Origin of the sequence: Pandoraea thiooxydans (assembly GCF_001931675.1) — a bacterium.
GTDB lineage: Bacteria > Pseudomonadota > Gammaproteobacteria > Burkholderiales > Burkholderiaceae > Pandoraea > Pandoraea thiooxydans.
In genome coordinates this window covers 1,317,893-1,331,930 of sequence record NZ_CP014839.1, presented here as the reverse complement: position 1 = coordinate 1,331,930, position 14,038 = coordinate 1,317,893, and the positions used below count along the sequence as shown (strand labels likewise).

12 protein-coding genes are annotated in these 14,038 nt (G+C 64.3%); 7 read left to right on the top strand and 5 right to left on the bottom strand.

Annotation, left to right across the window (positions count from 1 at the left end; translation table 11 throughout):
- Positions 1-176 precede the first annotated feature (176 nt).
- The 5 genes from PATSB16_RS06030 to arcC are packed head-to-tail and all read left to right on the top strand — an operon-like array spanning position 177 to position 7,242.
- A complete protein-coding gene (locus PATSB16_RS06030; protein ID WP_052892591.1) occupies positions 177-1,664 on the top strand; it encodes a basic amino acid/polyamine antiporter in 1,488 nt (495 codons plus the stop codon).
- A gap of 48 nt (positions 1,665-1,712) precedes the next feature.
- Positions 1,713-4,049, top strand: coding sequence for an ornithine decarboxylase (gene speC, locus PATSB16_RS06025; RefSeq protein ID WP_052892590.1), 2,337 nt, complete (start codon positions 1,713-1,715; stop codon positions 4,047-4,049).
- 21 nt (positions 4,050-4,070) lie between these two features.
- Positions 4,071-5,294, top strand: a complete 1,224-nt coding sequence (locus tag PATSB16_RS06020; protein WP_047213158.1) for an arginine deiminase — start codon at positions 4,071-4,073, stop codon at positions 5,292-5,294.
- A gap of 22 nt (positions 5,295-5,316) precedes the next feature.
- On the top strand, positions 5,317-6,318 hold the full coding sequence (locus PATSB16_RS06015; RefSeq protein ID WP_047213157.1) for an ornithine carbamoyltransferase: 1,002 nt from the start codon (positions 5,317-5,319) through the stop codon (positions 6,316-6,318).
- 12 nt (positions 6,319-6,330) lie between these two features.
- A complete protein-coding gene (gene arcC, locus PATSB16_RS06010) occupies positions 6,331-7,242 on the top strand; it encodes a carbamate kinase (protein ID WP_047213156.1) in 912 nt (303 codons plus the stop codon).
- An 18-nt stretch (positions 7,243-7,260) separates the two neighbouring features.
- Here the strand turns inward: arcC and PATSB16_RS06005 are convergent, their stop codons facing one another.
- Complete coding sequence (locus PATSB16_RS06005; protein WP_047213154.1) at positions 7,261-7,734, bottom strand: Lrp/AsnC family transcriptional regulator; 474 nt, start codon at positions 7,732-7,734, stop codon at positions 7,261-7,263.
- A 337-nt stretch (positions 7,735-8,071) separates the two neighbouring features.
- On the opposite strand from PATSB16_RS06005, the gene PATSB16_RS06000 reads away from it, so the two are divergent.
- The gene (locus PATSB16_RS06000; protein WP_047213152.1) at positions 8,072-9,448 is read left to right on the top strand and encodes an amino acid permease; all 1,377 of its coding nucleotides are present in this window, start codon (positions 8,072-8,074) and stop codon (positions 9,446-9,448) included.
- A 184-nt stretch (positions 9,449-9,632) separates the two neighbouring features.
- On the opposite strand, the gene PATSB16_RS05995 is transcribed toward PATSB16_RS06000, so the two are convergent.
- The 3 genes from PATSB16_RS05995 to PATSB16_RS05985 all read right to left on the bottom strand — a co-directional run bounded on the left by PATSB16_RS05995 (position 9,633) and on the right by PATSB16_RS05985 (position 12,559).
- A complete protein-coding gene (locus PATSB16_RS05995; RefSeq protein WP_083566865.1) occupies positions 9,633-10,778 on the bottom strand; it encodes a porin in 1,146 nt (381 codons plus the stop codon).
- Positions 10,779-10,871: 93 nt separating this feature from the next.
- Positions 10,872-11,435: a flavin reductase family protein gene (locus PATSB16_RS05990; protein WP_047213151.1), complete on the bottom strand. Its 564-nt coding sequence runs from the start codon at positions 11,433-11,435 to the stop codon at positions 10,872-10,874.
- Complete coding sequence (locus tag PATSB16_RS05985; RefSeq protein ID WP_047213150.1) at positions 11,432-12,559, bottom strand: LLM class flavin-dependent oxidoreductase; 1,128 nt, start codon at positions 12,557-12,559, stop codon at positions 11,432-11,434. The genes PATSB16_RS05990 and PATSB16_RS05985 overlap by 4 nt, the downstream gene beginning before the upstream one ends.
- Before the next feature lie 124 nt (positions 12,560-12,683).
- Here PATSB16_RS05985 and PATSB16_RS05980 point away from each other — a divergent pair, with 124 nt between their 5' ends.
- Positions 12,684-13,241 carry a winged helix DNA-binding protein gene (locus PATSB16_RS05980; protein WP_052892589.1) on the top strand — a complete coding sequence of 186 codons (558 nt, stop codon included), beginning with the start codon at positions 12,684-12,686 and terminating at the stop codon, positions 13,239-13,241.
- 308 nt (positions 13,242-13,549) lie between these two features.
- On the opposite strand, the gene ispF is transcribed toward PATSB16_RS05980, so the two are convergent.
- Complete coding sequence (ispF, locus tag PATSB16_RS05975) at positions 13,550-14,035, bottom strand: 2-C-methyl-D-erythritol 2,4-cyclodiphosphate synthase (protein ID WP_047216308.1); 486 nt, start codon at positions 14,033-14,035, stop codon at positions 13,550-13,552.
- Positions 14,036-14,038: the final 3 nt, after the last annotated feature.

The window sequence follows — 14,038 nt, the reverse complement described above, 5'->3', positions numbered from 1 at the left end:
ACGCCGAGACCAACCCGTTATTTCATTGACAAATATCAAGCAGGCCTGGAGATCGCGGCGATACGCTTGACGCACTCGAACGCCGGGAAGCGCTTTGCTTTTTTCCAGCGCGCCTCAATTGCGATCACGCACCACGCCTGTGGCACCTCTCGAAATAATCGGTTGGAGATCGAATCATGGCTATTCCTCAGGATCTGTTGACTAAAGCCGATGCGAAACCCGCATCGATATCGCAACCGAAGACGCGCCGACTGGGGCTGCCCCTTCTCACTGGCGTGGTCATCGCGTCGATGATCGGCGGCGGCGCGTTCAATCTGCCGCAGAACATGGCGCAAGGTGCCGGACTCGGTGCGGTCGTCATTGCCTGGGCGATTACGTTGGTCGGCATGTTCTTTTTGTCCAACACATTCCGCACGCTGGCCGACAAGCGGCCCGATCTGAAGGCCGGCATCTATTCGTATGCGAAAGAAGGGTTCGGATCGTTGGCCGGCTTCGAAATGGCCTGGGGTTACTGGCTCTCGGCCGCGTTCGGCAACGTCGCCTTCGCGGTGCTGTTTATGCAGACAGTCGGGTATTTTTTCCCGATTTTCAAAAGCGGCAGCAACTGGCCGTCGATCGTCGGGGCCTCCGCACTGATCTGGGTAATGAATTTCGTCGTGCTCTCCGGGGTCAAGCGCGCGGCCATCCTTAACGTGATTTCGAGCGTACTGAACATCGGCACCATCACCGTAGCGCTGTGCGCGATGGCCGTCGCAATCAAGGCCGGCATGTTTTCCTTCGATTTCTGGGGGCATCAGCAACACCTTGGCAGCCTGCTCGGCCAGGTCAAGAGCACGATGCTCGTCACGCTGTGGGTCTTCATCGGCATCGAGGGTGCGGTGGTCGTATCGGATCGCGCCGAGAAGTCGTCGCAAGTGGGTATTGCGACCTTTCTCGGACTCACGGTCTGCACCGTGCTTTATTTCCTGCTCTCGGCGCTGCCGTTCGGCCTGATGCACCAGGCCCAGCTCGCGGGCCTCGCGTCACCGTCGGCAGCCTATGTGCTCAAGGCGGCGGTGGGCAACTGGGGGGCAACGTTCATTGCCGGCGCGCTGATGATGTCGCTGCTCAGCTGCTGGCTGGCCTGGACCATTCTGGTGGCGGAGCTGCCGTTCGAGGGTGCCAAGGGCGGCGTTTTCCCCAAGTTCCTGGCCCGCGAAAACAGGCATCATGCCGCGGCGCCGTCGCTGTGGATATCGAGCCTGACGATGCAGTTGGCGGTGTTCGTCGTGCTGTTTGCCCATAACGCGTGGATCTGGCTGATCTCGATCACGGGCGTTATGATCCTGCCGCCGTATCTGGCCAGCACCGCCTTTCTCTGGCGCTACGCTTCGCAAGCACGCTATCACGCAAGCGCGGGAGAAACCGCGCGCGAGTCGATCTGGACCGGCGTGTTCGGCACCTTGTACGCCGTGTGGCTGCTCTACGCCGCGGGCCCTCAATTCATCCTGATGTCAACGATTCTGTTTGCGCTCGGTCTCCCGGTGTTCTGGTGGGCGCGGCGCGAGCATGCGCCCGGCGAGCCGACGTTCAACCGCCGGGAAGCCTTGATCGCGGCCGCTCTCGTGGTGCTGGCGATCGCAGCGATCGTGCTGTTCGCGCGCGGCGTCGTCAAGATCAGCTAAACCGCGCGCCCGGCATTGCGCCGGGCGCGCCGTCTCCTGGAGTCACCGATGCGATACGAACAAATGTTCGGCTTCCTGTTTTGCTGCTCAATGCCCGTGCCATCGACGCTGCCATCGCAGCGTTTGCGCCACATCGTGGTCGAACTCGAGCGCCTGGGTTTTGCCACCGCCCTCGCGGCGAGCACCGACGAGGCGCGGTCGACGATCCGCAGCGACGCCAGTATCGGATGCATGATCGTTGAGTGGTCGTTGAGCGAATCGGAAGCGGAGGTCGAGACCCTCGTGCGGTTCATCCGCGAACGCGGGCTCGACATGCCGATCTTCATCCTGGTGGAGCGCCACCGGCTCGAGGAAGTGCCGGTTGGCGTGCTGGGACAAGTGACCGGCTATGTGTTTTTGGAAGAAGACACGCCGGAGTTCGTCGCACGCAATCTGGCCAGCCATTTGCGAACCTACGCCGAGACCCTCAAGACGCCGTTTTTCGGCGCCATGGTTGACTATGCGGATCAGGCCAACCAGATGTGGACGTGCCCCGGTCACAACGGCGGCGTCTTCTATCAGAAAAGCCCGATCGGGCGGGCTTTCGTCAAACACTTGGGCGAGCAGGTGTTTCGCAACGATCTCGACAACTCGGTAGTGGAACTGGGTGATCTGCTGGTGCACGAGGGTCCTGCGCTGGCCGCGCAAAAAGCCGCGGCGGAGATCTTCGGCGCCGAACGCACGTATTTCGTGCTCAACGGTACGTCGACCTCGAACAAGATCGCCCTGACGGCGCTGGTGGCGCCAGGCGATCTGGTGCTGTTCGACCGCAACAACCACAAGGCGGCCCACCACGGCGCCTTGCTGCTCGGCGGCGGCATTCCGATCTATCTGCCGACCGCGCGCAACCCGCACGGTTTGATCGGCCCGATCGACTTCGATGCCCTGGACGAACAGCGCATTCGAGATAGCATCCGCAACAACCCGCTGGTCAAGGATCCGCACCATTGGGAGCGCAAGCGGCCGTTCCGGGTCGCGGTCATCGAGCAATGCACCTATGACGGCACGATCTACAACGCGCAGACGATCGTCGAAAAGCTGGGCCCGCTTTGCGAATACATCGTGTTCGACGAGGCGTGGGCCGGTTTCATGAAATTCCACCCGCTGTTCAAGGGCTGCTTTGCGATGGGCATCGAGGGACTCGATGCCGACTCGCCCGGCATCATCGCCACGCAATCGACCCACAAGCAGCTTGCCGGCTTTTCGCAGGCATCGCAAATTCACGTCAGAGACAGCCATCTCGCCGACCAGCGCCGCCGTGTCAGCCATCGGCGCTTCAATGAAAGTTTCATGCAGCACTCGTCGACCTCGCCGTTCTATCCGCTTTTCGCCTCGCTCGACGTCGGCGCGCAAATGATGAAAGGCCGAGGCGGCCAGGCGTTGTGGGACGACACGATCCGGCTGGGGATCGAGATGCGCAAGAAAATCCGCGCGCTGCGGCACGGCTATGAGGCGCAGGAAAGCGATCCCGCGCGGCGCTGGTTCTTCGATCCGTTCGTGCCCGATATGGTCGAGGTTCGTGGGCGCGCGATGCGCTGGGAAGACGCCGCCACCGACGAGCTCGCCAGCGACGCGCGCCATTGGGCGCTCGCCCCCGGCCAGGCGTGGCATGGCTTCGGGCAACTCGCCCCCGGTTACGCCATGACCGACCCGAACAAGCTGACCCTGTTCACGCCGGGCTTTGACCGCCGCAGCGGCGCCTACGAGGAGCACGGCATCCCGGCGTCGATCGTGGCGGAGTTTCTGCGCGAAAAACGCATCGTGCCGGAGAAAAACGACCTCAACAGCATTCTTTTTCTTCTCACGCCCGGGCTGGAGTCGAGCAAGGCCGGAACGCTGCTGTCGGCACTGGTGAGCTTCAAGCAGCTGCACGACGACAACGCGCGGCTCGATGAGGTGATTCCGGCGTTCGTCGCGGCCCATCGCGCGCGCTATGCGGGCGTCAGGCTGCGCGACCTGTGCGGCGAGATGCATCGGTTCTATCGCGAGCGCGACGTCAGCGCCCTGCAGCGCGCGCAATTTCGCCCACAGCATTTCCCCACGGCGGCGCTCACGCCGCAGGACGCGATGCATGAACTGGTGCGCAACAACGTCGAGCTGCTGCCGATCGACCAGATCGGCGGGCGCATCGCGGCGACCCTGGCATTGGTGTATCCGCCCGGCATAGGCGTGGTGGTACCGGGCGAGCGCTATGACGATCGCGCCGCGCCGATGCTGGATTATTTCCGCATGTTCGAGGCCGCCGGCAACCGCTTTCCCGGTTTCGAAAACGAGATCCAGGGCATCTATCGCAAGACGATGGACGACGGCAGCGTGCGCCTCTACACGTACGTCGTCAGCGAATAACGCTTCACAGGAGAATTCACCATGACTTTGGGCGTTCACTCCGAGGCCGGCAAACTGCGCACCGTAATGGTCTGCCGGCCGGGCCTCGCGCACCGCCGGCTGACGCCGGCAAACCGCGAGTCATTACTGTTCGATGACGTCATCTGGGTCGACAAGGCGATCGAAGATCACGATTTCTTTACCGGCGTGATGCGCGAGCGCGGCATCGAAGTCCTTGAGTTCGGGCATTTGCTGGCCGAAATATGCCTCGACTCGACCGCTCGCGACTGGGTGCTCGATCGGCGCATTGCCGAAGACGAAGTCGGTACCGGCATGCTGCGGGAATTGCGCATGTGGCTCGAGGAATTGCCCGCGCAGCAATTGGCGCAATTCCTGATCGGCGGCATCGCCAAGGCCGAGCTGCCGTTCGATGCGCGCGGCCTGTTCGGCGGCCACCTGGAGCGCTCGGACTTCGTGATTCCGCCGCTGGCCAACCTGATTTTTCAGCGCGATCCCAGTGCTTGGATCTATGGCGGGCTTACCCTGCATCCGATGTTCTGGCCGGCGCGCCGCCAGGAGGCGCTGCTGCTCGCCGCCGTCTACCGGTTTCACCCCCGCTTTGCCGGGCAACACAAGATATGGTGGGGCGACCCCGATCAAAGCCACGGGGCGGCGACGCTCGAAGGCGGCGACGTGATGCCGATCGGCAATGGCGTCGTGCTCATCGGCATGGGCGAGCGCTCCAGCCCGCAAGCCGTGACCCAGGTCGCGCGGCGCTTGTTCGCCGGCCAGGGCGCGCGCCGCGTCATCGCCTGCCAGATGCCCAAGGCGCGCGCCTCGATGCATCTCGATACCGTGTTTTCGTTTCTCGACGTCGATTTTGTGAGTATCTACCCCGACGTCGCGCAGGAAATCCGCTGCACCAGCTTATATCCGGCCGACGCACTCGGACAAATACGCTACGAGCGTCACGACGAGCCCTTCCTGGCGGTGGTCGCCGACGCGCTGGGAGTCGGTTCGCTGCGGGTGCTGACGACCGGCGGCGACACCTACGAGACCGAGCGCGAGCAATGGGATGACGGCAACAACGTGCTGGCGCTCGATCGCCGCGTGGTGCTCGCCTACGACCGCAATACCTACACAAACCGCAAGATGCGCAAGGCCGGCGTCGAAGTGATCGAAATTCCGGGCGGTGAACTCGGGCGCGGCCGAGGCGGCAGCCATTGTCTCAGTTGCCCGATCGAGCGCGATCCCATTCCTCTTTGATGAATTCCCCGAGGCTTTCACCATGTTCAATATCCGCAATCGCAGCTACCTGACGCTGATCGAATACGCGCCGCGTGAGATCGAATATCTGCTCGATCTCGCACGCGACCTCAAACGGGCCAAATATACCGGCACCGAAATTGCGCGCCTGACCGGCAAGAACATCGCTCTGATTTTCGAGAAAACCTCCACGCGCACGCGCTGCGCGTTCGAGATCGCCGCGCACGACCAGGGCGCTCATGTCACCTATCTCGATTCGAGCGGCTCCCAGATCGGTCACAAGGAGTCGATCAAGGACACCGCGCGCGTGCTCGGCCGCATGTTCGACGCGATCGAGTATCGCGGTTTCGGCCAGGCGGTGGTCGACGAGCTCGCGCAATACGCCGGCGTGCCGGTGTACAACGGCTTGACCGATGAATTCCATCCGACGCAGATGCTCGCCGACGTCATGACCATGCGCGAATTCAGCGACAAGCCATTGCATCAAGTCAGTTATTGCTACATCGGCGACGCGCATAACAACAGCGGCAATTCCCTGATGGTCGTCGGCGCCAAGCTCGGCATGGACGTGCGCCTGTGCGCGCCGCGGCACCTTTGGCCCCACGACGACCTGATCGCGCAGTGCCGCGCGGTCGCCGCACTGACCGGAGCTCGCCTGACGCTGACGGAGGCACCGGCGGATGCCGTCAAGGGCGTCGATTTCATCTACACGGATGTCTGGGTTTCAATGGGCGAGCCCTTCGAAAAGTGGGGCGAGCGAATCGGCGAACTGCTGCCCTACCAGGTCAACGAGGCACTGATCCAGGCCAGCGGCAATCCGCGTGTGCGATTCATGCATTGCCTGCCGGCGCTGCACGACACCCAGACCCACGTCGGCCAGCAGATCGCGCAGACCTACGGCCTGGCCAACGGCGTGGAGGTCACCGACGAGGTGTTCGAGTCCGAGCGTTCGATCGTTTTCGAACAGGCGGAAAACCGCCTGCACACGATCAAGGCGCTCCTGGTGGCGACCCTTGCCGGCTAACCGGGAAAAGCCATGCGGATTGTGATCGCCCTGGGCGGGAATGCGCTGCTCAAGCGCGGGGAAAAAGTGAGCGCGAGCGTGCAGCGCGACAACGTGCGTGTTGCCGCCGAGCAATTGGCGAAGATCGCCGCCGGCAACGAACTCATCATCGTGCACGGCAACGGGCCCCAGGTCGGCCTGCTGGCGCTCGAAGACGAGTCGCTGCCGCCGGCCGAGCGGTTCCCGCTCGACGTGCTCGATGCCGAGTCCGAAGGCATGATCGGCTATCTGATCGAGCAGGAGTTGCGCAACCGCCTGCCGCCCGCGCGCGCCTGTGCCACCTTGCTGACGATGGTCGAAGTCGCCGGCGACGACCCCGCGTTCGCGCATCCCGACAAACCCATCGGCCCCCTCTATACGGCTGACGAGGCGGCCGCGCTGACCCGCGACAAAGGCTGGGCGATGGCCCTGGACGGCCATGCCATGCGCCGCATGGTCCCCAGCCCGAAGCCGTTGCGCGTGATCGAAATGCAACCGCTGCAGTGGCTGCTCGCGCATGGCACGATCGTGATTTGCGCGGGCGGCGGCGGAATCCCCGTCACCGCGGACCGGCAAGGCCGGTTGCGCGGTGTCGAGGCGGTGGTCGACAAGGATCGAAGCGCCGCTCTGCTCGCGCGGGACATCGGCGCCGACTTGCTGGTCATCGCGACCGACGTCGATGCGGTGTATCTCGACTGGAGTACGCCCGCGGCGCGGCGGCTGAGTCGGGCCAGTCCCGCCGAGTTGACCGCAATGCGCTTCGCGGCCGGGTCGATGGGCCCGAAAGTGGAGGCCGCGTGCGAATTCGCCGCCGCCACGCGGCGGCGTGCGGTGATCGGCGCACTGGCCGATATCGACCGGCTCGTCGCCGGCAAGGCCGGTACGTCGGTTCAACTGCAGCCATAGCGATCGGATCAGCCCGCCTTACCCTCCCACCGGCAGCGCGCTGGTGCATTTGACCTCGTCCAGGCAAACGCTGGACTTCACGCCGCTCACGCCGGGGATCTGCATCAGCGTATCGAGCAGGAAGGTCGACAAATCCTTGAGATCGCGGGCGACGACTTTGAGGACGTAGTCGATGTCGCCGGTCACCGAGAAGCACTCCTGGATTTGCGGCAGTTCGGCCACGAGGTTCTGGAATTTCGACATGTCGCGCAAATAGCCGCGCTCCATCGTGACGTGAATGAAGGCGACCACGCCAAAGCCGAGGCTGGCGGCGTCGAGCCTCGTTTCGTAGCGCTTGATGACCCCGGCTTCTTCCAGGCGGCGATGCCGGCGTGAGGTCTGGGCGGGCGAGAGCTGCACGGCGTCGGCCAGCTCGAGATTGGATGCGCGGGCCTGGCGCTGCAGGACGTCGAGTAGATGGCGGTCGACCCGATCGAGCTCCGTACTATGCAATTTCTCCTCCTCTTTATTTGATTTCGGGAAATTTTATCGCATTAGTTAGGGTTTGTCCGCGCACCAAATGAGAGCCTATTTCCCAACCGTCTGGATAAACTGCTTGCCTCGATGGGCCGCTCAGGTTGCACGAAACAGGCCGATTTGGCGCAGTGCCGGGCGAATGCGCGAGCCGGCCGGCCCCCGCAATTTTATTTCGTGCATAATGCCTCCCCGGCACGGCGGTCGCGGCGTTTGCCCGACCCACGGGCGCGACGGGCTCACGCCCGGAGCCCCGGGTGCGGCCGGCGTGGCAAATCAGGCAGGACAAATCAAAGGCAGGAAGACAGGAGCACACATGGTTTCACACAATGCAGAGGATGGACTGAAACGCGGGCTGAAAAACCGCCACATTCAGTTGATCGCACTGGGCGGCGCGATCGGCACCGGCCTGTTTCTCGGCATCGCCCAGACGATCAAGATGGCAGGCCCTTCGGTGCTGCTCGGCTACGCCATCGGCGGGATCATCGCCTTTTTCATCATGCGCCAGCTCGGCGAGCTGGTGGTCGACGAGCCGGTGGCCGGTTCGTTCAGTTATTTCGCCAACCGCTATCTGGGCAGTTTCGCCGGCTTCACCTCGGGCTGGAATTATTGGGTGCTGTACATCCTGGTGAGCATGGCCGAACTCTCCGCCGTGGGCATCTACATTCAGTACTGGTGGCCGCAGATCCCGACCTGGGTCTCGGCGCTGGGCTTTTTCGTGATCATCAACGTGCTGAATCTGACCAGCGTCAAATCGTACGGCGAGACCGAGTTCTGGTTCGCGATCATCAAGGTCGCCGCGATCATCGGCATGATTCTGTTCGGCGGCTATCTGCTGTTCTCCGGCAAGGCCGGCCCCGACGCGAGCGTGGCCAACCTGTGGCAGCACGGCGGGTTCTTCCCGCATGGCGTGAGCGGCCTGGTAATGGCCATGGCGGTGATCATGTTCTCCTTCGGCGGCCTGGAGCTGGTGGGCATTACCGCGGCCGAGGCGGACGATCCGTCGCACAGCATTCCGCGCGCGACCAACCAGGTGATCTACCGGATCCTGATTTTCTACATCGGCGCGCTCAGCGTGCTGCTCTCGCTCTACCCGTGGGAAAAGGTCGTGACCGGCGGCAGCCCGTTCGTGCTGATCTTCCACGCGATGGACAGCAACCTGGTGGCCAATGCGTTGAACGTCGTCGTGCTGACCGCCGCGCTGTCGGTCTATAACAGCTGCGTGTATTGCACCAGCCGCATGCTGTTCGGCCTGGCGCAGCAAGGCAATGCGCCGCAGGCGCTGCTCAAGGTCAACCGCCGCGGCATTCCGCTGGCCGCGCTCGGCGTGTCCTCGCTGGTGACCGGACTGTGCGTGCTGATCAACTACCTGATGCCGGGCAAGGCGTTCGAAATGCTGATGGGGCTGGTGGTCTCGGCGCTGCTGATCAACTGGGCGATGATCAGCATCATCCATCTGAAATTCCGTCACGACAAACGCCGCGCGGGCCTGCAGACCCGCTTCAAGAGCCTGGGCTACCCGCTCACCAACTACCTGTGCCTGGCGTTCCTGGCCGGCATTCTGGTGATCATGTACCTGACGCCCGAGCTGCGTATCTCCGTGTACCTGATCCCGCTGTGGCTGGTGGTGCTGGCCGTGAGCTACCGTTTCAAGCGCCCCGGCGCCGCATTGCGCGGCGCGTCGGCACGATAAATCGCGCAACAGATCACCCAACCGGCCGGGGTAATTCGCCCGGCCTCACCCACAGGACGCCCGGGGCACAATCCCTGGGGCACGTCCTCCCGGATCGGGCCCGACCGGCCCGGCCCGACACGCTGCCGCCGGCCTTGGCCTACCCTGCCGCGGCCGGCGGCGCCCATTTGCTCCCCCTACACCCTCAGAAGAAGTGCCTCATCCCGATGCGCAGCTCGGCCTGGTTTCCGCCGCTGGCTGGGCCCGCGGCGAGAATCTGCGCCTGCGCGCCCGGACCGTTGGCGTGCTGGTACGTCACGGTGGTGTACAGATCGGTTTGGATCGACAGCGAGTAGTCGAGCGTGGCATTGATCTGCTGCGCGCGGTTGCCTTCGAGCACGGCATTGCCCTTCATGTACTGGTATGCGAGCGCCAGGTGCGTGGCGGCCGCCAGCGGCATCATGCCGCCGATTTCGTAGACGTCGACATGGGCGCCGGTCGCGGTGTTCGCGGTCGATGTATAGAGCAGGTCGACGAAGCCTTTGCCGAGCGCGGTCCGCCCGCCGATGCCCCAGTTGCGAATGCCGTCGTTGCCGTTATTGAGCGACGGGTATCTGACGAAGGTGTAGGCGGCATCGAGCTGGATGGGGCCGCGACGGTAGTCGGCCCCGAAACTCTGGGCGCTGTCGCGCGAGAATGAACCGGGCTGGCCGCCAACGCCGAGCATCGCGCCGAACGTCAGCCCCGCGAGATCGGGGCTTTCATATTTGACGGCATTGGCGATCTGTTCGCCGGCCATGCGGTCGAAGTCGAACGCGCCGGTCGGACGGTTCGGCACGTTCAGCGCATTGAAGGGCCCCTGGCGCAGGTTCTGCAAGGAGATCAACGGGAACATCGGCCCATAACGCTTGACCGACAGCGACGTGAACATGAAGTCGTATTGATTGCCCAGCGTCACACTGCCCCACTTCGCGTCGGTCAGGCCGATATAGGCCTGGCGGCCGAACTCGTTGCCGATCAGCGCGCCATTGCCGGCGTTGAACTGCCCCTCGAGAACGAACTTCGCGTGCAGGCCGCCGCCGAGATCCTCGCTGCCTCGCATGCCGAACAGATTGGGCGAAAGGATGCCGGTGTCGAGCGAGGTCTGGCTGTTTCCCGCCACGTTGGTGGTGTAGTCGATACCCGCGTCGATCAGGCCATAGAGCGTGACGCTGCTTTGCGCCTGGGCCGCCAGCGGCGCTCCCAGGCCGACGGCGGCGAAGGTGGCGCCCAGCAGGCAGGCGGCGCAGCGGCGCGCCGGGCCGGGTCGTGCGCCATGCTGGCGAGCGCCGTGGGATGTGTTTGTCGTCATGATGAGGATGGTCTCGGTTGTCTCGTTCAATGCGGCGGCGCGCCGGTCTTGCGACGGGTCGCCGCGTCTCCTGGTGATTTGAATATTGCTTTTCTAGCGCCGGGTCTGGCTTTCCGTGCGCAACGGCTCGCTGGCCGACAGGCGCCGGTAGGCGCCGTTCCAGTACAGCAGCGGCGGCGCGGATGCATCGCTCTGGCGCACGGCGCGCACGCGGCCGATCAGAAGCCAGTGCGAGTGGCGCTCGATCATGTCTTCCGCGCAGCAGTCCAGTGCGATCAGGCTATGCGCCATGACCGGCGCGCCGTCGGGCGTCAGGCGCAACCAGTCGGTGCCGGCATAGCGCTGCTCGCCGGCCGTGCCGCCCATGCCCGCAAACCGTTCGGCGACGAGCTGCTGCGGCTCGGCGAGCACGCTTACGCCGAAGTGGCGTGTCTCGCGCAGCAGCGCGGCCGACGAACTGACCTTGTTCACGCAGGCGATCAGCGTGGGCGGGTCGACGCACAGCGAACTCACCGAGGTTGCGGTGAATCCGCTGCGCCGCGTGCCGGCCTGCACGGTGACCACACTCACCCCGCCCGCGAGCTGGCGCATGGCGCGCTTGAAGTCCTGCGTGTCGGCCTGCGCCGGCCAACCGCCCTGGCACGCGGCGGCGCTCATGCGGCCACTGCCACGGTTTGGCCGAGCGCCTCGCGCGGCGCGCGGATGCCACGCGCTTCGAGAATCGGCAGCACGTTGTCGCGGAAGTACGGGAATTCCTCGGCGTAGTCGACGAACGACAGCGTGGTCCCCTTGAAGCCGGCCGCCGCCAGCGCGCAAATGCCATCGGCCACTTGCTCCGGCGTGCCGGTGAGCGGGTAGCCGCCATGCCCGGCCGCCATGCGGTCGCGAATGAGCGCCAGCAGGTCGTGCGGAAACGACTGCGCATTGGCGAACTGCAGCGCCACGAGGTTGTCGACCGCGGCCCAGTCGGCGCGGTCGTTGGCGAAATGCTTGTGGAACGACTGGGCTTCGCGCTCGGTCGGCCGGCACACGACGTGCGAGAAGGTCAGCACGCCCACCTCGCGCCCGACCGCTGCGGCCTTGTGCCTGAGGTCGGCCACTTCGGCCTGGGAGCGGGCAAGATCGATCGCGGGAGTGAACAGAAAATCGGCATTGCGCAGCGCGAACTCGCGCCCCTGTCCCGAGCCGGCCGCGTTCAGGATCGGCGGCCTGCCGTCCCACGGCGCCGGCAGGCCGTAGGTTCGCTTCAGATCGAAATACTTGCCGTGCCAATCGAACGGGGCCGGATGCGTCCAGAGCTTCTCGACGATGTCGAACCACTCCTGCGCATAACCGTAGCGGGTCTCATGGTCGGTGGGCAAGGTCAATCCCAATGCTTCGTACTCCGGCCTGTTCCAGCCGGCGACGATATTGAGCCCGGCGCGGCCGCGGCCGATATGGTCGAGCGTGGCTATCTGCTTGGCGACCACCACCGGATGGTTGGCGCTGGTATGCAGCGTGGCGAATACCGTCAGGCGCTGAGTGCTGGCCAGCAGGCCGGCGGCCCAACTCACCGTCTCCAACACCGAGCCGTGAAAGTCGGTCGCGCCGCCGTAGCCGATCCAGCGCGCGATCGGCAGCATGAAATCGATGCCGGCCTCGTCGAGCAAGCGCGCCAGACGAAGATTGTTGTCCCAGGAATTGTTCCAGCGCTCGTCGATCTGCGTGACCGACATGCCGCCGGAACAGTTCGATGCAAAGGTGCCGAGCAGGAAGTCGGGGGTTGCCAGCAGACGTCTCATGTTGCCTCCGTTGATATGCTTGGTTGGTAAAACGAAAATCGTCCTGCCGCGCAATCTGCGATGTCGCGGCAGGCGCAAACCGCTACAATCGCTGCAATGCCGGCTCCGCCTCGGAACACGCTCCATGCCCAACACGTCCGCCGCAAAAAAAACCAAGTCCGCCGCCCAGGCCGCGCCGCACCATTGGCACCTGGCCACCGATGCGCCGAGCACCGCCCTCACCGATTTCGAATACGCGCTGATGCGCACCCAGGAAGCCTTCGTGCGCTGGCAGTCGGCCTGCCTGGCGGCGGTCGCCGGCATCGAACTCAACGGGCAGGACAACGCGTTGCTGCACGTGATCTGCATGCACGGCCGACCCAAAATGATCAAGGAGCTGATGCAGGTGACCAATCGGCAAGACCTGGCCAACGTGCAATACGGCCTGCGCAAGCTGATGAAAGCCGGCCTGGTGAGCAAGTCCGGCGCCGGGCGCGTCGGCGTCTACTACGCGGCGACCGAACAGGGCACCGAAGTCTGCGAGGCCTATGCCGCGCTGCGCCGCGAAGTGCTGCAGCAGGAAGTCGGCCGCCTGTCCCGCACGCAGGAACTGCTGCAACAGGCCGCGCACCACCTCCAGCAACTCGAGAAATGCTACGAAAGCGCGGCCCGCGAAGCGCTGACCTTCTATCGCCGCCGCTGAGCTCGCGCGGCAAATCCCACGCCTGTCCCATCCGCTCCCAACCTGGACGCCATGCATCGTCGGCACCTTTAAATAAAATTTATAATAGATTTTCTATTTAATTTAATGTCGGAGATTTCATGCCGATGTGCAACTAGGGTTAATACCGGGCGGAGGCGGTCGCCAAGGCGGCGGCCGCTAAACGGCAACGGGCGCCTCGAGCGCCCGTTGCGTTACTGCGGAGTCGGATCTTGCATGGCGGCGGCATGCGCCGGCTGCGCGCTCACACTAGCCTGTGCGACTTGGCAGTGAGGCCAGGCGGTTAAGCGTCAAGCGCCGCCCACCAGCACCACCGCCTGGGCCTCGATGCCCTCCTGCCGGCCCAGGTATCCGAGCTTTTCGTTGGTTTTGGCCTTGACGTTGACCTGTTCGACGGCCACGCCCAGATCGGCGGCGATGGCCTCGCGCATGGCCGCGATATGCGGGCCGAGCTTGGGCGCCTGGGCGATCACGGTGCAGTCCAGGTTGATCACGTGCCAGCCCGCCTCGGCCACTCGGCGCAGCGTCTCGCGCAGCAGTGTGCGGCTGTCGGCGCCATAGAAGGTCGGGTCGGTATCGGGAAAATGCTTGCCGATGTCGCCCAGCGCGGCGGCACCCAGCAGTGCGTCGGTAATGGCATGCAGCAGCACGTCGGCGTCGGAGTGGCCGAGCAGCCCGGCGCTATGCGGAATCGTCACGCCGCCGATCACCAGCGCGCGGCCAGGCACCAGCGCGTGCACGTCGTAGCCTTGGCCGACGCGGAGTTTGGGCAACATCGT